This window comes from Roseateles sp. T103 (genome assembly GCF_057219915.1).
On the sequence record NZ_JBXVVS010000006.1, the window covers coordinates 38,113 to 61,209 of the forward strand.

Consider the following 23,097-nt stretch of genomic DNA (forward strand, 5'->3'; position numbering starts at 1 on the left):
TCTCGGAGACGGACCCCATGGCCTACACCGCCCATGTCGATACCTTCGCCCGCGACCGGCTGCCGCCGCGCGAGCTGTGGCCTGAGCTGCGCTTCGATCTGCCCGAGCTGCAGTTTCCCGAGCGCCTGAACTGCGCCAGCGAGCTGCTCGACCGTTGGGTGGCGCAGGGCCAGGGCGATCGCCTGTGCATCCAGGGTGCCGGCGGGCTGCGCTGGAGCTATGCCGATCTGCAGGCCCAGGCCAACCGCATCGCCCATGTGCTGGTGCGCGAGATGGGCGTGCAGCCCGGCAACCGCGTGCTGCTGCGCGGCGCCAACAGCCCGATGATGGCGGCCTGCTGGTTCGCGGTGCAGAAGGCCGGCGCGATCGCGGTGGCGACGATGCCGCTGCTGCGCGCCAAGGAGCTGGGCCAGATCATCGCCAAGGCCGAGGTCAGCCACGCGCTGTGCGACGCGCGCCTGGCCGACGAGCTGGCCACGGCGCAGGCCGAGCATGCGCAGCTGCTGCGCAGCGTGCAGCACTTCAACAGCACGATGGCCGAAGGCCTGGAGGCGCGCGCCGCGGCGATGCCGGCGGACTTCGCCACCGTGGACACGGCGGCCGAGGACTGCAGCCTGATCGCCTTCACCTCCGGCACCACCGGCCAGCCCAAGGGCACGATGCACTTCCACCGCGATGTGCTGGCGATCACGCGCTGCTGGCCGCCGCACTGCCTGCGGCCCACGCCGGACGATGTGTTCATCGGCAGCCCGCCGCTGGCCTTCACCTTCGGCCTGGGCGGCCTGCTGCTGTTCCCGATGAGCGTGGGCGCATCCACGGTGCTGCTGGAAAAGGCCTCGCCCGACGCGCTGCTGCCGGCGATCGCGCAGTACCGCGCCAGCGTCTGCTTCACCGCGCCGACCGCCTATCGCGCGATGGCGGCCCAGGTCGGCCAGCACGAGCTCGGCTCGCTGCGCAAATGCGTCAGCGCCGGCGAGGCGCTGCCGGCGGCGACGCGCCAGCTGTGGAAGACCAGCACCGGCATCGAGATGATCGACGGCATCGGCGCCACAGAGCTGCTGCACATCTTCATCTCGCACGACGAGAGCAATGCCCGTGGCGGCGCCACCGGCAAGCCGGTGCCCGGCTACCAGGCCTGCGTGATGGACGACGAGGGTCGGGTCTTGCCCCCCGGCCAGGTGGGCAAGCTGGCGGTCAAGGGGCCGACCGGCTGCCGCTACCTGGCCGACGAGCGCCAGCGCGAGTACGTCAAGAACGGCTGGAACCTCACCGGCGATGCCTACCTGGTCGATGCCGACGGCTACTTCGTCTACCAGGCGCGCACCGACGACATGATCATCTCCGGCGGCTACAACATCGCCGGCCCGGAAGTGGAGGGTGCCTTGCTGGCCCATCCTGAGGTGGCCGAGTGCGCGGTGATCGGCGTGGCCGACGAGGAGCGCGGCCAGATCGTCAAGGCCTTTGTCGTGCTCAGGCCCGGTTTCGCCGCGGACGAAGCGACAGTCAAGCGATTGCAGGAGCACGTCAAGGCGACGATCGCGCCCTACAAGTACCCCCGTGCGATAGAGTTCCGCGCCAGCCTGCCCCGCACCGAGACGGGCAAGCTGCAGCGCTTCAAGTTGCGGCAGGAAGCACAGCAGCAGTAGCCGCAGCACCGTCCCCCTCCATTCCCAACCAGGAGACACGCATGATGAGCACACGCAAGAAGGCCCGCTTCTTCCTCTGCACGGCGGCCGCTGCCGCCACGCTGGCGCTGCAGCCCGCCTGGGCCGCCGACAAGGTCAAGGTGGGCATGCTCAGCACGCTGTCCGGCCCCGGCGCCGGCCTGGGTGTGGACATCCGCGACGGCTTCAACCTCGCGGTCAAGCATCTGGGCGGCAAGTTCGGCAACCTGCCGGTCGAGGTGATCACCGCCGACGACCAGGCGAACCCCGACGTCGCCAAACAGACCACCGAGCGCCTGCTTAAGCGCGACAAGGTCGACTTCATGACCGGCATCGTGTTCTCCAACGTGATGCTGGCCGTCGGCCCCACGGTGTTCGCGTCCAAGACGCCCTATGTCAGCGCCAATGCCGGTCCCTCGCAGTACGCGGGCGAACAGTGCAATCCTTATTTCTTCAACGTCGCCTGGCAGAACGACAACCTGCACGAGGCGGTGGGCAAGACGGTGATGGACAAGGGCTTCAAGAAGGTCGTGCTGCTGGCGCCCAACTACCCGGCGGGCAAGGATGCGCTGACCGGCTTCAAGCGCTACTACAAGGGCGCGGTGGCTGACGAGATCTACACCAAGCTCGGCCAGCTGGACTACTCGGCCGAGCTGGCGCAGGCGCGCGCCGCCAAGCCCGATGCGATGTACATCTTCCTGCCCGGCGGCATGGGCATCAACTTCATCAAGCAGTTCGTCGGCGCCGGTCTCTCGAAGGACATCACGCTGTTCGGCCCCGGCTTCTCGGCCGACGAGGATGTGATCAAGGCGGTGGGCGACCCGATGCTGGGCATGTTCAACAGCTCGCAGTGGGCGCACGACATGGACAACGCCGCGAACAAGAAGTTCGTCGCCGACTTCCAGAAGGACTACGGCCGCCTGCCTTCGCTCTATGCCAGCCAGGGCTATGACGCGGCCATGCTGATCGCCGCCGCGGTGCGCGACGTCAAGGGCAAGATCGAGGACAACGAGGCGGTGCTGAAGGCGCTGAAGGCTGCCAAGTTCGAATCGGTGCGCGGGCCCTTCAAGTTCGGCAACAACCAGTACCCGATCCAGGACTACTACCTGCGCGTCATCACCAAGGACAGCCAGGGCCGCGTGACCAACAAGACGCTGGGCAAGATCTTCAGCAACCACGCGGATGCCTACGCCTCCGCGTGCAAGATGAAGTGACGAGGCGCCGCGCGCTGTGGACTGGATATTGATCACCGAGCAGGCCCTGAACGGCCTGCAGTTCGGGCTGATGCTGTTCCTGCTGGCCGCCGGGCTGACGCTGGTGTTCGGCATCATGGACATGATCAACCTGGCCCACGGCTCGCTCTATATGGTGGGCGCTTACCTGGCCGCGGCGGTGGCGCAGGCCAGCGGCTCCTTCGCGGTGGCGGTGCTGGCGGCTGTGGCCGGCACTGCGGTGGTGGGCATGCTGCTGGAGGTGTCGCTGCTGCGCCGGCTCTACAGCCGCGACCACCTGTCGCAGGTGCTGGCCACCTTCGCGCTGATCCTGATCCTCAACGAGAGCGTGCGCATCATCTGGGGCGAGCAGCCGCTGATGCTGAACACGCCGGCGGCGCTGTCCGGCCCGGTGGAACTGCTGCCTGGGCTGATGTATCCGAGCTACCGTCTGCTGATCATCGGTGTGGGCCTGGCCGTCGCGTTGCTGCTGTATCTGCTGGTGACGCGTACCCGCGTCGGCATGTGGGTGCGCGCCGGCGCCTCGAACCGCGCGATGGCCACCGCGATGGGCGTGAACATCCAGCGTCTCTTCACGCTGGTGTTCGGCTTCGGCGCCGCGCTGTGCGCAGTGGCCGGCTCGCTGCTCGGGCCGCTGCTGGCGGTGCAGGTAGGCATGGGCGAGAGCATCCTGATCACCGCCTTCGTCGTCATCGTGATCGGCGGCATCGGCTCGATCCGCGGTGCGCTGGTCGGTTCGCTGCTGGTCGGCCTGGTGGACACCGCGAGCCGCACGCTGCTGCCCATGGCGCTGCGCCAGCTGGCCTCGCCCGAGGTGGCGTCCAACCTGGGGCCGGCGCTGGCTTCGATGCTGATCTATGTGCTGATGGCGGCGGTGCTGTTCTGGAAGCCGCAGGGTCTCTTCCCGGCGCGCGGCTGAGATGACGATGCAAACCGAACGCCAATCGCAACTGCACCATGCCGGCCCGGCGCGCTGGCTGCTGGCGCTGCTGCTCGTCGCGGCGGTGGCGCTGCCCTGGGTGCTGAAGGCTTTCGAGCTGGAGTTCTATACCGGCGTGGCGACGCGGCTGATGATCTTCGCCATCGCCGCGTCCAGCCTGAACCTGATCCTCGGCTTCGGCGGCTTGGTCAGCTTCGGCCATGCGGCCTATCTTGGCCTGGGCGCCTACACGGTGGGCATCTTCGCCGATGCCGGCGTGCAATCGGCCTGGATCGCCTGGCCGGTGGCGATGCTGGTGTCAGGTCTTGCTGCCGCTGCGATCGGTGCAGTGAGCCTGCGCACCCGCGGCGTGTACTTCATCATGATCACGCTGGCCTTCGCGCAGATGTTCTATTACCTGGTCGTCTCGCTGAAGGCTTATGGCGGTGACGACGGCCTGCCGCTGCCGCAGCGCTCGACGCTGCTGCCGGGCCTCACCGATCTGCAGGTGGACGAGCAGTTCTATCTCGTTGTGCTGGCGATCACAGTGGCGGTGCTGTGGGGCCTGCAGCGTCTCGTCAACTCGCCGCTGGGCTGGCTGCTGCAGGGCGCCAAGGAGAACGAGCAGCGCATGCTGGCCGTCGGCGCGCCGGTGTTCGCGGTGCGCTGGCAGGCCTTCGTCGTGGCTGGCGCGCTGGCCGGGTTGGCGGGCGCGCTGCTGGTCAATCTGAACGGCATGGCCAGCCCGCACATGCTGCACTGGTCGCAGTCGGGTCAGCTGATGATCATGGTCATCCTCGGCGGCGCCGGCACGCTGTGGGGTGGTGCGCTGGGCGCGGCGGCGCTGCTGCTGCTGGAGGAAGTGTTGGCTGGATACACGATGCACTGGCAGCTGGGCCTGGGCGTGCTGTTGCTGCTGGTGGTGCTGTTCGCGCCGCGCGGCCTGGCGGCCCTGCGCTTCAAGCGGGGAGGACGCGGCCATGGCTGAAGTGCAAGCAGGGCAGGGCGAGCTGCTGCAGGTGCAGGGCCTGGTGAAGCGCTTCGGCGCGCTGGCCGCCACCGACGAGGCCACGTTCAGCGTGCGCGAAGGCGAGGTGCATGCGCTGATCGGCCCCAACGGCGCCGGCAAGACCACGCTGATCCACCAGATCTCCGGTGCGCTGGCGCCGGACGCCGGGCGCATCGTCTTCGCCGGCCAGGAGCTGACCCATGCCGGCATGGCCGCGCATGTGCGCGCGGGGCTGGTGCGCTCGTACCAGATCACCAGCATCTTCAAGCCCTTCAGCGTGCGCGACAACTTCGCATTAGCGGTGCAGGCGCGCCGTCCGGATCTGCCCTCGTGGCGCCGCATCGCGTTGCGCGACGACGCGGCTTATGCCGAGGCGGAGGCGCTGCTGGCGCGCGTGGGTCTGACCGCAAAGGCGGATCGGCCCGCCGGCAGCCTGGGCCATGGCGAGCAGCGCCAGCTGGAGGTGGGCCTCGCGCTGGCCGCGCGTCCGCGCCTGCTGCTGCTGGACGAACCGATGGCGGGCATGGGCCCCGATGAATCCGAGCGCATGGTCGAGCTGCTGCAGTCCTTGCGCCAGGAGCTCACATTGCTGCTCGTCGAGCACGATATGGACGCGGTGTTCCGCCTGGCAGACCGCATCTCCACGCTGGTGTTCGGCCGCGTGATCGCCACCGGCACGCCCGACGAGGTGCGCGCGCACCCGGCGGTGCGCAAGGCCTATCTGGGTGATGAACTGGAGAGCGCGCTGTGAGCGGCGAGGCTTTGCTCGAAGTGAGCGGCCTGCAGGCCGCCTATGGCAGCAGCCAGGTGCTGTTCGGCATCGACCTCGCGGTGCGCAGCGGCGAGGTCGCCACGCTGCTGGGCCGCAACGGCATGGGCAAGAGCACCACGCTGCGCTGCCTGGTCGGCTGGATGCAGCCCAAGGGCGGGCGCATCCGCTTCGCCGGCGAGGACGTCACCGGCTGGAGCGCCGACCGCATCGCGCGGCTGGGCTTGGCCGTGGTGCCCGAGGGGCGCCAGGTCTTCCCCAACCTCAGCGTGCTGGAGCATCTGCAGGCCTTTGCCGCGAACCGCAGCGGCGCGGCAGAGCCCTGGGATCTGGAGCGCGTGTTCGCGCTCTTCCCGCGGTTGAAGGAACGCCAGGCGAATATGGGCAACCAGCTCTCCGGCGGCGAGCAGCAGATGCTGGCCATCGCCCGCGCGCTGATGACCAATCCGCGCCTGCTCGTGCTCGACGAGGCCACCGAGGGGCTGGCGCCGCTGATCCGCGAGGAAATCTGGCACTGCCTGGCGACGCTGCGCGCGGCGGGCCAGACCATCCTCGTCGTTGACAAATACGTCAAGCGCCTGATTGCGCTGGCCGACCACCACTGCATCGTCGAGCGCGGCCGTGTGGCCTGGGCCGGCGACTCGGCGGCGCTGGACGCCGACCCTGCGCTGTGGCATCGCTACCTTGGAATATGAACTCCCCCACTCAAGCTCCCCACTTTGTCTACGAGCGCCATGAACTGGTGCGCTTCGGCCATTGCGACCCGGCCGGCATCGTGTTCTTCCCTCGTTACCACGAGATGCTCAATGCGGTGGTCGAGGACTGGATCACCGACAGCCTGGGCGTGGACTACGCGCAGCTGCTCGGCCCGCGCCGCATCGGCCTGCCGACGGTGGACCTGAAGAGCGAATTCAAGTCGGTCAGCCGCATGGGCGACTGGCTTGCTCAGCGCGTGGCCATCATCAAGCTGGGCCGCAGCTCGCTGCGCCTGGACATCCGCTTCGTCGGCCGCGACGACGGCGTCGAGCGCGCCCGCTTCGAGCAGGTGCTGGTCTGCACCTCGCTGGACAGCCATCGATCCCAAGCCTTCCCGCCCGATCTGCGCGCTGCGCTGGAGCGCGCTGCCGCCGCCACTGGCGCAACCGGAGCCTGAGCACCATGACGACGCCAACGAACGCCTCCACCAAGCAAGTGCTGCAACCCGCCGGCTGGGCGCAGCCGCGCGGCTATGCCAACGGCGTGGCCGCCAGCGGCCGCCAGGTCTTCGTCGCCGGCCAGATCGGCTGGAACGCGCAATGCCAGTTCGACAGCGACGACTTCGTCGCGCAGGTGCGCCAGGCGCTGCTGAACATCAAGGCGGTGCTGGCCGAGGCCGGTGCTGGCCCTGAACACATCACGCGCATGACCTGGTACCTGATCGACAAGCGCGAATACATCGCCCGCGGCCGCGAGGTCGGCGCGGTCTACCGCGAGGTGCTGGGCCAGGAATACGGCATCGCAATGAGCGCGGTGCAGGTGGCCGGCCTGATGGAAGACCGCGCGAAGGTCGAGATCGAGGTGACCGCGGTGGTGGCCTGAGCTCGTGGCGCGCAACGTCGAGATCAAGGCGCGCGTCAGCGACCGTGCGCTGCTCATCGAACGCCTGCGCTCGCTCACCGGGCTGGAGCCGGCGGAGATCTCTCAGGACGACACCTTCTTTCCCTGTCCGCAAGGCCGGCTGAAGCTGCGCGCCTTCGCCGATGGCAGCGGCAAGCTGATCTTCTACCGACGCGCGGACCAGACGGGGCCGAAGGAGTCCTTCTTCGTGGTGAGCGAGACACCCGATGCGCAGAGCCTGCGGGAGACGCTGGGTCAGGCCTTGGGCGTGGCAGGGCGGGTGCGCAAGCAGCGCGCGCAGTACCTGATCGGCCGTGCGCATGTCCATCTGGACCATGTGCAAGGCTTGGGCGACTTTGTCGAGATCGAGGTCGTGCTCGATGAGCAGGAGCCTCTCGCTGCGGGCGAGCTGCAGGCCTACCGGCTGATGCGTCAGCTGGGCATCCGCGAGGCAGAGCTGGTCGAAGCGTCCTACCGGGACCTGCTGGCTGCACGGTAGGCGCGGGCGGCTGCAGCGTTGTCAACGGCAGCTGCAGCCCGGCGTTCAAGGTCCATGGCCTTGAGGGGATGGCAGATGAAGAGTGGATGGGCAATTGCGGTCGGCCTGAGCCTGGCGCTGGCGCACCTCGTGGCGCAGGCGGTCGATGCACGCGAGCGCGGCTTCATCAGCCGCGGCATGCATGAGGGCGAGGTGATCCACCGCATCGGCAAGCCCGACCATGAGGCCATGGTGCGCAGTGTCAAGGGGCAGCCGGAAGAGAAGACCTGGACCTACTTCCCTGCTGCGCGCGACCCGCAGACGCTGACCATCCTGACGCTGCGCGGCGGCGTGGTGGTCGAGATCGAGCGCAAGATCTCGCGCTAGTGCGAGCGCGGCATCTGGGGCGTTCGCCCCAGGCCAGGTCGATCGACGGCGCGATCAGTAGCGCTCAGCGCGCAGCACGCTCACATCGCTGAAGTACATGACCACGCTGAAGTCAGCGCTGTACTTGTCCAGCACCGCGTCCGCGATCGCATCGGCCACGGCTGCATCGCAGATGACCTTGATCTCTATGGTGCGGTTGGCCTCCCAGTCGCCATCACGCTCGCCTTCCGGAAATGCGCCGCGCACCTCGCTGATGGTCCAGACATGGGCTTGATGGCGCTTGAGTTCGGCCAGCAGCCGTGGCTCGAGCGCAGCCTCGGCCACCAGCGTGAGTTTGGTCTTGGGGTGGTGCTTGTTGCTCATCGCGTGAAGTACGGGGCCAGATGCAGGTACAGCGGGATGCCCACCAGCAGATTGAAGGGAAAGGTCACGCCCAACGCACAGGCGATGGCCAGACCGGTGTTGGCTTGGGGCACAGCCACGCGCAGTGCGGCGGGTGCGGCGATGTAGCTGGCACTGGCCGCCAGCGTGGCCAGCAAGGCCACGCCGCCGACCTGCAGCCCCAGCAGCTTGCCGGTGGTCGCACCGGCCAGGGCCAGCAGCGGCGGCAGGGCGCAGCCCAGCAGCACGAGCTTGATGCCGTGGCGCTTGAGCGCACCCAACTGACCACCGGCGACCAGGCCCAACTCCAGCAGGAACAGCGCCAGCACACCCTTGAAGGGATCGATGAACACGGCCTTGATCGGGGCCACGCCCCCATCGCCAGCCACGGCGCCGATCAGCAGCCCCCCCATCAACAGCAGCACGCTCTTGCCCAGCAGCACCTCGTGGGCCAACAGATCCCAGCGGATACGCGAGCCGCTGGCGGCATCGGCGCGCTTGAGCGCCAGTCGGGCGAGCACGATGCCCACCACCAGGCCCGGCGCCTCCATCACGGCCACCCAAAGGGCGGCATGCGATTCAAAGGCCAGGCCGGCCTGTTGCACGGCGGCCAGGGCCACGGCAAAGGTCACGACGCTCACCGAGCCGTAGTGTGCGGCCAGGCCCGCGGCGTCGACGGGCCGCAAGCCCGCCAGGCGCAGCAGGGGCGTGACCACCAGCGGAACCATGGCGCCCAGGGCCATCACGGCCAGCACCTGCGGCAGCAGGTCCATCAGGGGCTGCCGGCTCAGCTCCAGTCCGCCCTTGAGTCCTATGGCCAGCAAGAGATAGATGGTGAGGGTCTCGTACAGGGCCTCGGGCAGTCGCAGATCACTCTTGACCACACGGGCGAAGACCCCGAGCGCGAAAAACAAGACGACGACATCGAACATGGGTGCGCATTGTCGCGCAGCCGCCAACGCCCCTGCGCCGCCGCGCTTCGGTTCTGGGGCCGACGCAACTTCGGGCGCTCGGCGCCAATCAAGAAGCGGCTCAGCTTCGCAGCCGAGCCGCCAGGAATGCCTCCCGCAATGCCGGTGCCGAATCCCGTCGCCAGGCGGCGAATACAGCCGAGGGTGCGATGGCTTCGACCAGCGGCTTGAACACCGCGCCCTGGATGCCGGCCTGCTTGAAGGAGGCGGGCACGATGGACACACCCAGCCCCTGGCCGACCAGCGAGACCACCGAGAGCCAGTGCCGGCCCTCGTGCTGCAAGCGCGGGTAGAAGCCCTGGCTGCGACACATCTCGATGATGCGTGCGTGATAGTCGGGCGAGCCCTTGCGCGAGAATAGAATGAAGGGCTGATCGCTCAACGAAGCCAGCGCCACCTGGCGCTTGTTCGCCATCTTGTGCCCGGCTGGCAGGCAGGCCAGAAAGGGCTCGCTGTAGAGCGGGCTGCTGGCCAAGCCCGGCGGCAGGCGGTCGGTGTGCAGCAGCGCCAGATCCAGTTCTTCGTGGAGCAGGGCCTCGATCTGGTCCTGGGAGTTCAGTTCCACCACCACCACCTCGACCTTGGGGTGCTGTGCCTGGAAATCCTGCAGCCAGCCGGCCAGGCCATGGAACAGGGTGGAACCGACGAAGCCCAGGCGCAGCCGCCCGACTTCGCCGGCCTGCACCTCGCGGGCCAGCGCGCAGGCGTCCTCGGCGCGGTTGAGCAGGGCCTGGGCGCTGAGGCGAAAGGCGTCGCCGGCTGGCGTCAGGCGCACGCCTTTGCTGTCACGGTCGAACAGGCGCGCCCCGACATGGGCTTCGAGCTGCTGGATTGCCACCGAGAGCGGTGGCTGCGAGATCGCCAGGCGCTGCGCGGCGCGGCCGTAGTGCAGCTCTTCAGCCAGTGCGATGAAGTAGCGCAGGTGGCGAAATTCCAGTCGGCTGGCTGAGCTCATAGTTGTTGCGAATCGTCGGAGTCGAATCCTGAATTGGACACGAATCGTTGCTACGGGAATACTGTCGTCAGCGCCGCCCTGTCGCGGCTGATCGACATACACGACTGAACGCCGCATCGAGGAGAACGATCCATGGCATCCAAGGCAAGCTTCCACTGGGACGATCCGCTGCTGCTGGACCAGCAGCTCAGCGAGGACGAGCGCGCCGTGCGCGATGCCGCGCGTGCCTACTGCCAGGACAAGCTGGCGCCGCGCGTGCTGGAAGCCTTCCGTCACGAGAAGACCGATGCCGCGATCTTTCGCGAGATGGGCGAACTGGGCCTGCTGGGCCCGACGATCCCCGAGCAGTACGGCGGTGCCGGCCTGAACTATGTGTCCTACGGCCTGATCGCCCGCGAGGTGGAGCGCGTCGATTCGGGCTATCGCTCGATGATGAGCGTGCAGAGCTCGCTGGTGATGGTGCCGATCAACGAGTTCGCCAACGAGGCGACCAAGCAGAAGTACCTGCCCAAGCTGGCCTCGGGCGAGTACATCGGCTGCTTCGGCCTGACCGAGCCCAACCATGGCTCCGACCCCGGCTCGATGATCACGCGCGCCAAGAAGGTGGATGGCGGCTACAGCCTCAGCGGCGCCAAGATGTGGATCACCAACAGCCCGATCGCCGACGTGTTCGTGGTCTGGGCCAAGGACGATGGCGGCCAGATCCGCGGCTTCGTGCTGGAGAAGGGCTGGAAGGGCCTGAGCGCGCCGGCCATCCACGGCAAGGTGGGCCTGCGCGCGTCGATCACCGGCGAGATCGTGATGGACAACGTGTTCTGCCCCGAGGAGAACGCCTTCCCCGAGGTGCGCGGTCTGAAGGGCCCGTTCACCTGCCTGAACAGCGCGCGCTACGGCATCGCCTGGGGTGCGCTGGGCGCGGCCGAGGACTGCTGGCACAAGGCCCGTCAATACACGCTGGACCGCAAGCAGTTCGGCAAGCCGCTGGCCGCCAACCAGCTGGTGCAGAAGAAGCTGGCCGACATGCAAACCGAGATCACGCTGGGCCTGCAGGGCTGCCTGCGCCTGGGCCGCATGAAGGACGAGGGCACCGCCGCGGTGGAGATCACCTCGATCATGAAGCGCAACAGCTGCGGCAAGGCACTGGACATCGCCCGTACCGCGCGCGACATGCTGGGCGGCAACGGCATCAGCGACGAGTTCGGCATCGCCCGCCATCTGGTGAACCTGGAAGTGGTGAATACCTACGAGGGCACGCACGACATCCACGCGCTGATCCTCGGCCGCGCGCAGACCGGCATCGCGGCGTTCTGAGCGCGCGTCACGGCCCACGCGGCTGGCTGCAGCGCCGATGCTGATCCTCGACGCCGAACAGACGCGCCAGCGCCTGCCCTATGCAGCGCTGCTGCCGGCGCTGGCCGCGGCGGCGCGGCGCCTGGCGGCGGGTGCGATCCAGGCGCCCGAGCGTCTGGTGCTGCCGCTGCCCGAAGGGGCTCGCTATCTCGCGATGCCGGCTGCCGACGAGCGGCTGGCGATTGCCAAGCTGATCACCGTGCATCCGGGCAATCCGGCCCAGGGCCTGGCGGCGATACGCGGCCAGGTGCTGGCCAGCGATGCGCGCAATGGCGAGGCGCTGGCGCTGCTCGACGGCCCCACGGTGACGGCGCGCCGCACCGCGGCGCTGTCGATGCTGGGGCTGCGCGCCTTGCAGCCAAGGCCGGTGCGGCGGGTCGCGCTGATCGGCGCCGGTGTGCAGGCGGCCGAGCATGCGCGGGCGCTGCAGGACTGCCATCCCGGCGTCGAGCTCCGCCTGGCCAGCCGCAGCACGGACAAGGCGCAGGCGCTGGCCAGCCAGCTGCGCGCCGAAGGCATTGCTGCCGTGGCTCTACCCGATGTTCGCTCGACGCTGGACGGCGCTGATGCGGTGATCACGGCGACGACCAGCCGCGTGCCGGTGCTGCCGGAGCAACTCGACGACGCGACGCTGATCGTCGCCATCGGCGCCTTCACGCCGGAGATGGTCGAGGTGCCGGCAGCCGTGGTGCGTGCGCGGCAGGTCGTCGTCGACACGCTGCAAGGCGCTCGCCACGAGGCTGGCGACCTGATCCAGGCGGGCATCGATTGGGCGCGGGTGCTGCCCTTGGCTCAGGCGCTCGATGCGCCGCCGACTGGTGCAGCGCTGCTCTTCAAGACCGTCGGCCATGCGGCCTGGGACCTGGCGGCGGTCGAGGTGGCGCTGGCCGGCTGACAGTCGCTCGGCAGGGCCGCACGACTATTGAGCGCTCGTGCCCTTGGCCGCCGCGGCGGCTGCCGCTGCGGCCGCCGAGTCGCTGCCGGCAGCAGCGGGCGCTCGGCGCGCGCCGGTGTAGCGCTTGGTCCAGTAGGCCTCGCGCATGTCTTCCACCCGCACCTTGGTGCCGCTGCGCGGCGCGTGGATGAACTTGCCATCGCCGACGTAGATGCCCACATGCGAGAAGGTCCGCCGCATCGTGTTGAAGAACACCAGATCACCCGGCTTCAGGTCTTCCTTCTTGATCGGCACCAGGCTGGACAGCTTGGCCTGTTCGTCGGCGCGTCGCGGCAGCACCAGCCCCAGACTCATCTCGAAGATGTGGCGGGTGAAGCCGCTGCAGTCGAAGCCGGTTTCTGCCGAGTTGCCGCCGCGGCGGTAGGGCACGCCGAGGAAGTTCATTGCCGACAGCACCAGATCCGAAGCATGGTCGCGCACCTGGTCGAGCAGGGCAGGGCTGTCGGCGCCGCTGCCGGACTGCCCACTCCACAGCCCGCGCTCGCGCAGGAAACGGCTGATCGGGTCGCTGCTCAGCGGTGCGACGCTGCTGGCAGCACTCTCGGGCAGCACGGCGGTCTGCTGCTGCGCTTGCCCGGGCTGCGGCGAGGCCGTCGCGCTCTGCGCGCGGGCAAGCCCGGTTGCAGCCAGCGCGAGCGTGCAGGCCAGCAGGACCGCGCTGGCGCGGCCGGCCTTGGATGGCTGACGGCAGAAGGGGGAGACGGTGCCGGCGGGCATGGCCGGCGAGTGTCGCGGCGTGGGATTCAGGGTGTCAAGCAAGGCTGGGCCCGGCCAGGGTTAGCCCGGTGTCGGCCGGAAGCGGGTTGAAGCTCAATGGCCGGATTGGAGCACAGCTACCCGCCGCCCCGGGCAAGCGGGGCTGACTTGGCGCAAGCAGGCGTAACGGCACCGGGGCCAGCCGCTTGGCGGGCGCCGGGGGTCAGGCTATCGTCAGCCCGGCGGCATGAAATGCTCGCTTCTTGAATTCATCATCAATAATTACGGGCGACCCGCCCCCTGCGCAGAGAGGCATCCGATGGCTATGGGCAGCACCAGCTATTCCGACTTCTACCGTCGCTCGATCGAGGATCGCGACGCCTTCTGGACCGAGCAGGCCGGGCTGATCGACTGGCAGACGCCGTTCAGCCAGGTCTGCGACTACAGCCGGCCGCCCTTCGTCAACTGGTTCGTCGGCGGCAAGACCAATCTCTGCCACAACGCGGTGGACCGCCATGCGGCCAAGCGGCCTGAGGACCGCGCGCTGATCTGGGTCTCGACGGAAGTGGACAAGGAGATCGTCTACAGCTTCGCCGAGCTGCAGCGCGAGGTCGAACGCATGGCCGCCATCCTGCTGGCGCAGGGTGTCACGCAGGGCGACCGCGTGCTGATCTACATGCCGATGATTCCCGAGGCGGCCTTCGCGATGCTGGCCTGCGCGCGCATCGGTGCGATCCACTCGGTGGTGTTCGGCGGCTTTGCCAGTGTTTCGCTGGCCAGCCGCATCGACGACGCCCAGCCCAAGCTCGTCGTCAGCGCCGATGCGGGCAGCCGCAGCGGCAAGGTCGTGCCCTACAAGCACCTGCTCGACGAGGCGATCCATCTGGCCCAGCACAAGCCCAAGTCGGTGCTGATGGTCAACCGCGGCCTGGCGCCGTTCGACGCCGTGGCCGGCCGCGACCTGGACTACGCGGCGCTGCGCCAGCAGCACCTCGACGCCCGTGTGCCTTGCACCTGGCTGGAGTCCAGCACGCCCAGCTACACGCTCTACACCAGCGGCACCACTGGCAAGCCCAAGGGTGTGCAGCGCGACACCGGTGGCTATGCGGTGGCTCTGGCCGCGAGCATGAAGCACATCTACTGCGGCAATGCGGGCGAGACCTACTTCAGCACCAGCGACATCGGCTGGGTGGTGGGCCACAGCTACATCGTCTACGGGCCGCTGATCGCCGGCATGGCGACCATCATGTACGAGGGCCTGCCGATCCGGCCCGACGCCGGCATCTGGTGGAGCCTGGTGGAGAAGTACAAGGTGACGGTGATGTTCAGCGCGCCGACCGCGGCGCGCGTGCTGAAGAAGCAGGACCCGGCGTTTCTCTCCAAATACGACCTCAGCAGCCTGCGGGCGCTGTTCCTGGCCGGTGAGCCGCTGGACGAGCCGACGGCCACCTGGATCGCCGACGCAATCAAGAAGCCCATCATCGACAACTACTGGCAGACCGAGACCGGCTGGCCCATCCTGGCGGTGTGCAACGGCGTGGAGCAGGCGCCGACCAAGTTCGGCTCGCCAGGCAAGGCCGTCTATGGCTACGACGTACGGCTGATCGACGAGAACACTGCCGCGGAGATCACCGAGCCGGGCAAGAAGGGCGTCATCGCGGTCGAAGGCCCGCTGCCACCGGGCTGCCTACAGACCGTTTGGGGTGACGACGAGCGCTATGTGAAGACCTATTGGTCCAGCATCCACGGCCGCACGATGTACAGCACCTTCGACTGGGGCGTGAAGGATGCCGATGGCTACTTTTTCATCCTCGGCCGTACCGACGACGTGATCAACGTCGCCGGCCATCGCCTGGGCACGCGAGAGATCGAGGAGAGCATCGCCAGCCATCCGAACGTCGCCGAGGTGGCGGTGGTCGGCGTGGCCGACCAGCTCAAGGGCCAGGTGGCGATGGCCTTCGCGGTGCTGAAGGATCCGAACCGCGCCGCCACGCCCGAGGACGCGCTGATGCTTGAAGGCCAGATCATGAAGCTGGTGGACGAGCAACTCGGCGCAGTGGCGCGGCCGGCGCGCGTGCGCTTCGTCAGCGTGCTGCCGAAGACGCGCTCGGGCAAGCTGCTGCGCCGCGCCATTCAGGCGGTCTGCGAGGCGCGCGATCCGGGCGACCTGACCACGATCGAGGATCCGACCGCGCTGCAGCAGATCAAGGAACTGGTCAAGGGCTGACCCGGCGGCAACCGCCGCTCGTGCCGCGCTTTCGGCGCTCTGTCGCAGCGCCGGGCGACCTCGCCGCGCGCCCGCTGCACAATCGCGCCCGCACGCCCCTGCCGCCGGCAACCCGCCGGGGATGCGGCGTGCTTGGACGGAGAAGCGATGACCCAAGCGCCGCACATCAGCCGCATCGGCAAGCACAAGCCGCTGCTCACCTTCGTTGGCGCCCTGGCCCTGGCCTGGGCGCAACTGCCTGCACTGGCCGCCGCGACGGCGGCAGCGACTGCGCTGCCGACGCCGGCCCTGCCGCTGTTCAGTTCGGCAGGCGAGGTCAAGAGCGCTTGCGACGCCGGGCTCGAGCAGGCGCGCAAGCGTCTGGCCGTGCTGGAGAAGCGCAAGGTCGATGCCGGCTGGCTGGCCGCCTACGACGCTTTCTATGCGTTCCAAGAAGACACGCAGAACCCGCTGGACTTCATGCAGTACGTGCATCCGGACTCCGCGGTGCGCGATGCGGCCCAGGCCTGTGCGCTGCGCTGGGCCGACTTCAATTCCAGCCTGGGACAGAACGCCAAGCTGTATCGGGCGCTGAAGAGCGCCCCGGCCAAGGATGCGATCGACCGCGAGCTGGTGCGTGTCAGCCTCGGCGCATTCGAGGATTCCGGTGTCGCGCTGCCGCCCAAGGCCCGCGCGCGCGCCAAGCAGCTGCTGGACCGCATCGCCGAGCTGGACCAGCAGTTCAACAAGAACATCCGTGACGCCGGCACGCGCGTGGCGTTCAGCGAGGCCGAGCTCAAGGGCGTGCCCGAGAGCGTGTGGAAGAACGCCAAGCGCGACGGACAGGGCCGCATCCTGCTGGGCGTCGACTATCCGAGCTATGTGCCGGTGATGCAGAGCGCCGAGAGCGGCGCGGCGCGCGAGCGCATGTGGCTGGCCAAGACCAACGAGGGCGGCCAGGCGAACCTGAAGCTGCTGGCCGAGATCGTGCAGGCGCGCCAGGAGTACGCGTCGCTGTTCGGCTTCAAGAACTACGTGGACTTCAATCTGCGCCGCCGCATGGCCAAGGACGGCGAGACGGCGATGAAGTTCCTCGACGAGGTCAAGGCCGCGGTGCTCGAGGGCGAGCGCGCCGATGTCGGCGAGCTTAGCGCGGCCAAGGCCCAGCACCTGGGCACCCCGCTGGAAGCGACCAAGGTGGAGCGCTGGGATGCCAGCTTCTATGCCGAGCGCATTCGCAAGGCGCGCTTCTCGGTGGACCAGGAGGCCTTCCGCCCCTACTTCCCGCCACAGGAGAGCCTGCTGTTCTCGATGCGCATCATCGAGCAGATGATGGGTGTGAAGTACACGCCGGTGAAGACCGAGGCCTGGCATCCCGAGGTGCAGGCTTTTGCGGTGAGCGATGCCGCTACGGCCAAGCCGCTGGCCTCGCTCTACGTGGACCTCTATCCGCGCGACGGCAAGTACAACCATGCCGCCGTCTGGCCGCTGCGCTCCAGCAGCACGGCCACCGGCCGCCTGCCGATGGCCGCACTGGTGGTCAACTTCGACCGCAAGGGCCTGACGCTGGACGAGGTCGAGACCTTGCTGCACGAGCTGGGCCATGCGGTGCACAACAACCTGTCCACCACCCGCTATGCGCTGCAGGGCGGTACCAGCGTGATGCATGACTTCGTCGAGGCGCCCTCGCAGATGCTCGAGGACTGGGTCTACGACAAAAAGGTGCTCAAGCTGATGGCGGAGGTCTGCCCGCCGTGCAAGACGGTGCCGGACGAGATGGTCGGTCAGGCCCGCGCGGCCAAGGACTTCGGCAAGGGCTCGCAGTACGGCCGCCAGCATCTCTATGCCAGCTATGACCTGACGCTGCACAGCAGCCCGGGCAAGGCCGATCCGATGGGCCTGTGGGCCCGCATGGAAGGCGCGACGCCGCTGGGCCATGTGCAGGGCACGATGTTCCCGGCTGGATTCGCGCATCTGTCCGGCGGCTACGGCGCCGGCTACTACGGCTATCTGTGGAGCCTGGTGCTGGCGATGGACCTGCGCGGCGAGTTCAAGGCCGACAAGCTGGGCACCGAGGTCGGCGCGCGTTATCGCAACACCGTGCTCGGGCAGGGCGGTCAACGCCCCGCGCCCGAACTGGTGCGCGACTTCCTCGGTCGTGAGCCGAGCAACAAGGCCTTCTTTGACTACCTGCGCCGCTGAGCCGGCGCCGGCTTAGGCCGGCGTGGGGCGGCGCCAGTCGGCCTCGATGAAGCGCAGCACGCTGTCCTCGTGGTGCGCACCGATGACTTGGTGCGCGGCCTCCTTCACCGCGGCGATCGCGTTGCCCATCGCGATGCCGCGGTGCGCGGCGCGCATCATCGAGACATCGTTGATGTGGTCGCCGAAGACGACGATCTCGCGCTCGGCCAGGCCATAGCGCTCGGCCAGCGTGCGGATCGCCTGGTCCTTGCTGGCGCGGCGGTCGTGGACGGTGAGCCAGGGCCAGTCGGGCTGGTAGAGGTCCTCGTTGAGATGGGTCTGCACCGCATCGCCGCACAGCGCTTCGATCTCAGCCTGCAATGCCGCGAGCGGCTCATGCCGGTCGACGACGACGAGGGTGACCAGCGGATCACGCAACTCGTCGGCCATGCGTTGCGTGTGGCGCAGTCGCGGGTCGCCATTACCGATGCGCTCGTCGACGAAGGCCTGCTGGCCGGCGTTGTGCGTGCTCTGCCAGAACAGCTGGTCGCCCTTGGGCCCGTGCGTGGCGCAAAAGGGCATCAGGCCGTGACGGCGCACCAGCGCGAACAGCGCCTGGCCCAACGCCGGCTCCATCGCGTTGACCAGCTCATGGCGGGCGCTGACCATGTCGCTGAGATAGGCGCCGTTGGACGAGATCACCGGTAGCTTCAGCGGCAGTCCTTCGAGCAGGCGCTGGATCGACACCACATGGCGCGCGCTGGCCACGGTGAATATGAGCCCCTCGTCGAGCAGTCGCGTCAGGCCGGCGCGCGTGTTATCCGAGAGTTGCCCTCGCGGATCCAGCAGCGTGCCGTCCAGATCACTGACATACAGCGTCATCTCTCGGCCCCCCGGCATACAGCGTCATCTCTCGGCCCCCCGGCTTGCGAATACGCTGGCCGGCCCCCCGTTGGGGCAGACCGCCCGCCTTGGGGCGGCCCGGCGGAGGGCGGTCACAGCACTTCGGAAGCGAAGTCCGCCAGACGCGAACGCTCGCCGCGCGCCAGCGTCACATGGCCGCTGTGAGCCCAGCCCTTGAAGCGGTCCACCGCGAAGGTCAGGCCCGAGGAGCCTTCGGTCAGGTAGGGCGTGTCGATCTGCGCGAGGTTGCCGAGGCAGACGATCTTGGTGCCCGGGCCGGCGCGGGTGATCAGCGTCTTCATCTGCTTGGGCGTGAGGTTCTGCGCCTCGTCGATGATGACGTACTTGTTCAGGAAGGTGCGCCCGCGCATGAAGTTCAGGCTCTTGATCTTGATCTTGCTGCGCACCAGATCGTTGGTGGCGGCGCGACCCCATTCGCCGGCGCTGCTGTCGCCACGAGCCAGCACTTCGAGGTTGTCGTCGAGCGCACCCATCCACGGCCCCATCTTCTCTTCCTCGGTGCCGGGCAGGAAGCCGATGTCCTCGCCCACCGGCACGGTGACGCGGGTGACGATGATCTCGCTGTAGCGGCGCTCGTCCAGCACCTGCTGCAATCCGGCGGCCAGCGTCATCAGCGTCTTGCCGGTGCCGGCCGTGCCGGTCAGCGTGACGAAGTCAACGTCGGGGTCGGTAAGCAGATTGAGCGCGAAGTTCTGCTCGCGGTTGCGTGCGGTGACGCCCCAGACGGCGTTCTTCTGATGGCCGAAGTCCTTCAGCGTCTTCAGCACCGCGGTCTTGCCGGTGATCTCGGTCACCTTGGCATACAGCGGCGCGGCGCCGGGTGCTTCCAGGTAGACGAACTCGTTGACCAGCAGCGAAGGCACCAGCGGACCGCTGATGCGGTAGTAGGTGTGGCCGCCCTGCTGCCAGCTTTCCATGGTCTTGCCATGGCGCTCCCAGAAATCGGCCGGCAGTGCCTGCACACCGTTGTAGAGCAGGTCGGTATCTTCGAGCGCCTTGTCGTTGCGGTAGTCCTCGGCAGCCAGGCCCAGCGCGCGGGCCTTGATGCGCATATTGATGTCCTTGGACACCAGCACGACTTCGCGCGTCGGTTGCTGCGCCTTGAGCGCCTGCACCACGCCGAGGATCTGGTTGTCGGCCTTGCCCTGCGGCAGGCCGGCGGGCAGCGGGGTGTCGACCAACTGCGTCTGGAAGAACAGCTTGCCGCCGGCTTCGCGGTGACCGGTATGGTCCAGCGGCAGGCCCTTGGCCATTTCGTCCAGCGTGGCGTGCTGTAGGCTGGCAGCCAGCGAGTCGAGCTCCCGGCTGACCTGGCGCACATTGCGCGCCACTTCGGACATGCCCTTTTTGTGGCCGTCCAGTTCCTCCAGCGTGATCATCGGCAGGTAGATGTCGTGTTCCTCGAAGCGGAACAGGCACATCGGGTCGTGCATCAGCACATTGGTGTCGAGCACGAACAGCTTCGGCGCCTCGGCGGCCTTGGGCTTTGCGACTGCCTTGCTGCGCGGTGCCGCTTTGGGCGCTGTAGCGGGACTTGTTGCCTGCAGCACTGGGCTGCGCGCCACCGGCACGGCGGCAGGTGCCGCTGAAGCGACTGCGGTCGCCGGCAAGGCCGGACTGGCAGTTGCGACCTTGCGGCCGTTGGGACTCTTGCGCGCTGGAACAGGGCGTTCGACGGCAGGGTGGGGCGGATTTGCGGCGACGGCCAGACGTGGCGTCTGGGGTTTGCTGACCGTCAGGTTGGCAGCGAATGCAGAGGCGTCTAGGCGGCTGGCGCGCTTGGTCGGAGGCTTGGGCAGAGGCATGGGGCGGAATGCAAGGCGCCGGCAGGCGCTGTCATTGGCAAAAGATAGCCGTCAGCCCCCGAAAAGCAAAAAGCCGCAACAGCACAGGCTTCGTTGCGGCTCATCGACTCTGCGGCAGGGCACTCAAGCATGAGTCCATTATGCACAAAGCGACATGACGCAAGCCAAGCGGCGACCAGCGCTGCACTGATGCAACAAAGCCGGCTGCAACGCAGTTGCGAGCCGGCTTGCGGTGGATACTGAGACGCTTGGGCAGGGATGCGGCGCTTAGGCGGCTTCCTTCTTCAGCGACTTGACGGCCTTGAGCACTTCGTCCACGTGACCGGCGACCTTGATGCCGCGCCACTCGGCGCGCAGGATGCCGCTTGCGTCGATCAGGAAGGTCGAGCGCTCAATGCCCTTGACCTTCTTGCCGTACATGATCTTGTTCTTGACCACGCCGAACATGTGGCAGAGCTTTTCTTCCGTGTCGGCGATCAGTTCGAAGGGCAGTTCCAGGTTCTGCTTGAACTTGTCGTGCGAAGCCATGTTGTCGCGCGAGACGCCCAGCACCACGGCACCGGCCTTGACGAAGTCCTTGTGGCGGTCGCGGAACTGCATGGCTTCGGTGGTGCAGCCGGGGGTGTTGTCCTTCGGATAGAAGTACAGCACCACGGTCTGGCCCAGGAAAGCCTGTGGTGTGAACTTCACGCCGCCGGTGGCAAGAGCTTCAATGTCCGGAAGGGGTTTGTTGAGCGCTGGCGTCATGAGGCGTTCTATAGAGGCTGGCCCGGTTGGGCTTAGCCGCGAATTATACGTTGAACGCCCAGGGCCGATTCCGGGCCCGCCTGTCGCCCGTTGGTGGGATGGCGCGACGCCGCGGCAAACTCAGGTCTCGATCAGCAGGGCAGCCAAGACTGCCCGGCCCTCGCTGGCCAGCACGTTGTAGGTCCTGCAGGCTGCGGCGATGTCCATGGTCTCGACACCGATGCGTGCAGAGATCAGGGCGCGATAGAGCGAGGGGCGCGGGAAGCGCAGCTTCGCGCCGCTGCCGAAGACGACCAACTCCGGCTGTTGCGCGAGGATCTGCTCGAAGTGAGATTCGTCCAGATCCTCGAAGCTGGCGACAGGCCAGTCGCGGACTTCGCCTCGCCACGGCACCAGCAGGCTTCGCTCATGAACGCGGCCGTTCACCCACACCCGTGAGGCATCGTGCTTGGAGATCGTGTTACCGCCCTGCGGCTGGTCGAGCTGAAACTTCATCTGCTTGCTGGGGCGCTGCGCTCAAGCCGCCGCGGATGGGCACAAACCCTGTGGTCAAATCGGTGGTTTTCGGCCCTGCAGCATAACCCCTGAGGCCATTCCCCTGACCGGAGCCCCGTCTTGATGAGAACCTTCGCGAAGTCCAGCAAGCTCGCCAATGTCTGCTACGACATCCGTGGCCCGGTGCTCGACAAGGCCCGCCAGATGGAGGAAGAGGGCCAGAAGATCATCAAGCTGAACATCGGCAACGTCGCCGCCTTCGGCTTGGAGCCGCCTGACGAGATCGTGCAGGACATGATCCGCAACCTGCCGTCGACGGCCGGCTACACGGACTCCAAGGGGCTGTTCGCGCCGCGCAAGGCGGTGGTGCACTACTGCCAGGAGAAGAACATCCGCGGTGTGACCGTGGATGATGTCTATCTCGGTAACGGGGCCTCCGAGCTGATCGTGATGGCTCTCAACGCCTTGCTGGACAACGGCGACGAGGTGCTGTTGCCAGCGCCGGACTATCCGCTCTACACCGCCGCGGTGGCACTGTCGGGCGGCACGCCGGTGCATTACATGTGCGATGAGCAGAGCGACTGGATGCCCGATATCGAGGACATCAAGCGCAAGGTCACGCCGCGCACCAAGGCCATCGTCATCATCAACCCGAACAACCCGACCGGCGCGCTCTATCCGGAGAGCGTGCTGCGGGAGATCGTCGAGATTGCGCGCCAGCACCAGCTGATCGTGATGGCCGACGAGATCTACGACAAGACGCTCTACGACGGCAACACGCACACCAGCATCGCCTCGCTGGCTGACGATGTACTGTTCCTGACCTTCAATGGCCTGTCCAAGAACTACCGCTCCTGCGGCTACCGCGCCGGCTGGATGATCGTCTCCGGCGAGAAGCGCCACGCCAAGGACTACATCACTGGCCTGAACATGCTGGCCTCGATGCGCCTGTGCGCCAATACGCCGGGCCAGCTGGCGATCCAGACCGCACTGGGCGGCTACCAGAGCATCAAGGATCTGGTTGCCCCGGGCGGCCGCCTGTGCCGTCAGCGCGATCTGGCCTACGAACTGCTGACGCAGATTCCTGGCGTCAGCGTCGTCAAGCCCAAAGCGGCTCTGTATATGTTCCCCCGCCTGGACCCCAAGATCTACCCGATCGAGGACGACCAGCAGTTCGCGTACGAGCTGCTGGCCGAGGAAAAGGTGCTGATCGTGCAAGGGACGGGCTTCAACTGGACAGCCCCCGATCACTTCCGCCTGGTGTTCCTGCCGAACACGGACGATCTCCGTGATGCCATCGGTCGCATCGAGCGCTTCCTGGCGCATTACCGCAAGCGCCACGGGACATGACCCACCCCCGGAGCGCCCGCGGCGCTC

General features: G+C 67.6%; 23 protein-coding genes. 15 read left to right on the top strand and 8 right to left on the bottom strand.

The window, feature by feature from the left end:
• Window positions 1-17: 17 nt before the first annotated feature.
• The 10 genes from AC2EBS_RS16285 (at window position 18) to AC2EBS_RS16330 (ending at window position 8,054) form a co-directional block, all read left to right on the top strand.
• On the top strand, window positions 18-1,646 hold the full coding sequence (locus AC2EBS_RS16285; protein WP_484729495.1) for an AMP-binding protein: 1,629 nt from the start codon (window positions 18-20) through the stop codon (window positions 1,644-1,646).
• Between the two features lie 41 nt (window positions 1,647-1,687).
• On the top strand, window positions 1,688-2,878 hold the full coding sequence (locus AC2EBS_RS16290) for an ABC transporter substrate-binding protein (RefSeq protein WP_484729496.1): 1,191 nt from the start codon (window positions 1,688-1,690) through the stop codon (window positions 2,876-2,878).
• Window positions 2,879-2,894: 16 nt separating this feature from the next.
• The gene (locus AC2EBS_RS16295) at window positions 2,895-3,815 is read left to right on the top strand and encodes a branched-chain amino acid ABC transporter permease (RefSeq protein WP_484729497.1); all 921 of its coding nucleotides are present in this window, start codon (window positions 2,895-2,897) and stop codon (window positions 3,813-3,815) included.
• Window positions 3,816-3,822: 7 nt separating this feature from the next.
• Entirely contained in the window at window positions 3,823-4,803 is a 981-nt protein-coding gene (locus tag AC2EBS_RS16300) for a branched-chain amino acid ABC transporter permease (RefSeq protein WP_484729498.1), read from the top strand.
• Window positions 4,796-5,575: an ABC transporter ATP-binding protein gene (locus AC2EBS_RS16305; RefSeq protein WP_484729499.1), complete on the top strand. Its 780-nt coding sequence runs from the start codon at window positions 4,796-4,798 to the stop codon at window positions 5,573-5,575. The genes AC2EBS_RS16300 and AC2EBS_RS16305 overlap by 8 nt, the downstream gene beginning before the upstream one ends.
• Window positions 5,572-6,288 (top strand): ABC transporter ATP-binding protein, encoded by a 717-nt coding sequence (locus tag AC2EBS_RS16310; RefSeq protein ID WP_484729500.1) that lies wholly within the window; start codon window positions 5,572-5,574, stop codon window positions 6,286-6,288. The genes AC2EBS_RS16305 and AC2EBS_RS16310 overlap by 4 nt, the downstream gene beginning before the upstream one ends.
• The gene (locus AC2EBS_RS16315; protein WP_484729501.1) at window positions 6,285-6,746 is read left to right on the top strand and encodes an acyl-CoA thioesterase; all 462 of its coding nucleotides are present in this window, start codon (window positions 6,285-6,287) and stop codon (window positions 6,744-6,746) included. Before AC2EBS_RS16310 ends, AC2EBS_RS16315 begins: the two co-directional genes overlap by 4 nt.
• Before the next feature lie 5 nt (window positions 6,747-6,751).
• Window positions 6,752-7,171, top strand: a complete 420-nt coding sequence (locus AC2EBS_RS16320; RefSeq protein WP_484729502.1) for a RidA family protein — start codon at window positions 6,752-6,754, stop codon at window positions 7,169-7,171.
• A gap of 4 nt (window positions 7,172-7,175) precedes the next feature.
• The gene (locus AC2EBS_RS16325) at window positions 7,176-7,688 is read left to right on the top strand and encodes a class IV adenylate cyclase (protein WP_484729503.1); all 513 of its coding nucleotides are present in this window, start codon (window positions 7,176-7,178) and stop codon (window positions 7,686-7,688) included.
• A gap of 75 nt (window positions 7,689-7,763) precedes the next feature.
• A complete protein-coding gene (locus AC2EBS_RS16330) occupies window positions 7,764-8,054 on the top strand; it encodes a hypothetical protein (RefSeq protein ID WP_484729504.1) in 291 nt (96 codons plus the stop codon).
• Between the two features lie 54 nt (window positions 8,055-8,108).
• On the opposite strand, the gene AC2EBS_RS16335 is transcribed toward AC2EBS_RS16330, so the two are convergent.
• The 3 genes from AC2EBS_RS16335 to AC2EBS_RS16345 all read right to left on the bottom strand — a co-directional run bounded on the left by AC2EBS_RS16335 (window position 8,109) and on the right by AC2EBS_RS16345 (window position 10,343).
• A complete protein-coding gene (locus AC2EBS_RS16335; RefSeq protein ID WP_484729505.1) occupies window positions 8,109-8,417 on the bottom strand; it encodes a P-II family nitrogen regulator in 309 nt (102 codons plus the stop codon).
• Window positions 8,414-9,367, bottom strand: coding sequence for a sodium-dependent bicarbonate transport family permease (locus AC2EBS_RS16340; protein ID WP_484729506.1), 954 nt, complete (start codon window positions 9,365-9,367; stop codon window positions 8,414-8,416). The genes AC2EBS_RS16335 and AC2EBS_RS16340 overlap by 4 nt, the downstream gene beginning before the upstream one ends.
• Window positions 9,368-9,467: 100 nt before the next feature.
• Entirely contained in the window at window positions 9,468-10,343 is an 876-nt protein-coding gene (locus tag AC2EBS_RS16345) for a LysR family transcriptional regulator (protein ID WP_484729647.1), read from the bottom strand.
• Between the two features lie 150 nt (window positions 10,344-10,493).
• Here AC2EBS_RS16345 and AC2EBS_RS16350 point away from each other — a divergent pair, with 150 nt between their 5' ends.
• Together AC2EBS_RS16350 and AC2EBS_RS16355 are read left to right on the top strand one after the other, a co-directional pair.
• A complete protein-coding gene (locus tag AC2EBS_RS16350) occupies window positions 10,494-11,672 on the top strand; it encodes an acyl-CoA dehydrogenase (RefSeq protein WP_484729507.1) in 1,179 nt (392 codons plus the stop codon).
• Window positions 11,673-11,709: 37 nt separating this feature from the next.
• Window positions 11,710-12,606 (top strand): delta(1)-pyrroline-2-carboxylate reductase family protein, encoded by an 897-nt coding sequence (locus tag AC2EBS_RS16355; RefSeq protein ID WP_484729508.1) that lies wholly within the window; start codon window positions 11,710-11,712, stop codon window positions 12,604-12,606.
• A 24-nt stretch (window positions 12,607-12,630) separates the two neighbouring features.
• Here AC2EBS_RS16355 and AC2EBS_RS16360 read toward each other — a convergent pair whose 3' ends face one another.
• Complete coding sequence (locus tag AC2EBS_RS16360; RefSeq protein ID WP_484729648.1) at window positions 12,631-13,140, bottom strand: C40 family peptidase; 510 nt, start codon at window positions 13,138-13,140, stop codon at window positions 12,631-12,633.
• 541 nt (window positions 13,141-13,681) lie between these two features.
• On the opposite strand from AC2EBS_RS16360, the gene AC2EBS_RS16365 reads away from it, so the two are divergent.
• The gene (locus tag AC2EBS_RS16365) at window positions 13,682-15,589 is read left to right on the top strand and encodes a propionate--CoA ligase (RefSeq protein ID WP_484729509.1); all 1,908 of its coding nucleotides are present in this window, start codon (window positions 13,682-13,684) and stop codon (window positions 15,587-15,589) included.
• Window positions 15,590-15,736: 147 nt separating this feature from the next.
• Window positions 15,737-17,770 carry a M3 family metallopeptidase gene (locus tag AC2EBS_RS16370; protein ID WP_484729510.1) on the top strand — a complete coding sequence of 678 codons (2,034 nt, stop codon included), beginning with the start codon at window positions 15,737-15,739 and terminating at the stop codon, window positions 17,768-17,770.
• Between the two features lie 12 nt (window positions 17,771-17,782).
• Here the strand turns inward: AC2EBS_RS16370 and AC2EBS_RS16375 are convergent, their stop codons facing one another.
• From AC2EBS_RS16375 to AC2EBS_RS16390, 4 genes are all read right to left on the bottom strand, one after another.
• Window positions 17,783-18,631: an HAD family hydrolase gene (locus AC2EBS_RS16375; protein ID WP_484729511.1), complete on the bottom strand. Its 849-nt coding sequence runs from the start codon at window positions 18,629-18,631 to the stop codon at window positions 17,783-17,785.
• 113 nt (window positions 18,632-18,744) lie between these two features.
• The gene (locus AC2EBS_RS16380; protein ID WP_484729512.1) at window positions 18,745-20,478 is read right to left on the bottom strand and encodes a PhoH family protein; all 1,734 of its coding nucleotides are present in this window, start codon (window positions 20,476-20,478) and stop codon (window positions 18,745-18,747) included.
• 267 nt (window positions 20,479-20,745) lie between these two features.
• Window positions 20,746-21,225, bottom strand: coding sequence for a peroxiredoxin (locus AC2EBS_RS16385; protein WP_484729513.1), 480 nt, complete (start codon window positions 21,223-21,225; stop codon window positions 20,746-20,748).
• A gap of 120 nt (window positions 21,226-21,345) precedes the next feature.
• Complete coding sequence (locus tag AC2EBS_RS16390) at window positions 21,346-21,720, bottom strand: Mth938-like domain-containing protein (RefSeq protein WP_484729514.1); 375 nt, start codon at window positions 21,718-21,720, stop codon at window positions 21,346-21,348.
• Window positions 21,721-21,843: 123 nt separating this feature from the next.
• Here AC2EBS_RS16390 and AC2EBS_RS16395 point away from each other — a divergent pair, with 123 nt between their 5' ends.
• Window positions 21,844-23,070, top strand: coding sequence for a pyridoxal phosphate-dependent aminotransferase (locus AC2EBS_RS16395; protein WP_484729515.1), 1,227 nt, complete (start codon window positions 21,844-21,846; stop codon window positions 23,068-23,070).
• Window positions 23,071-23,097: the final 27 nt, after the last annotated feature.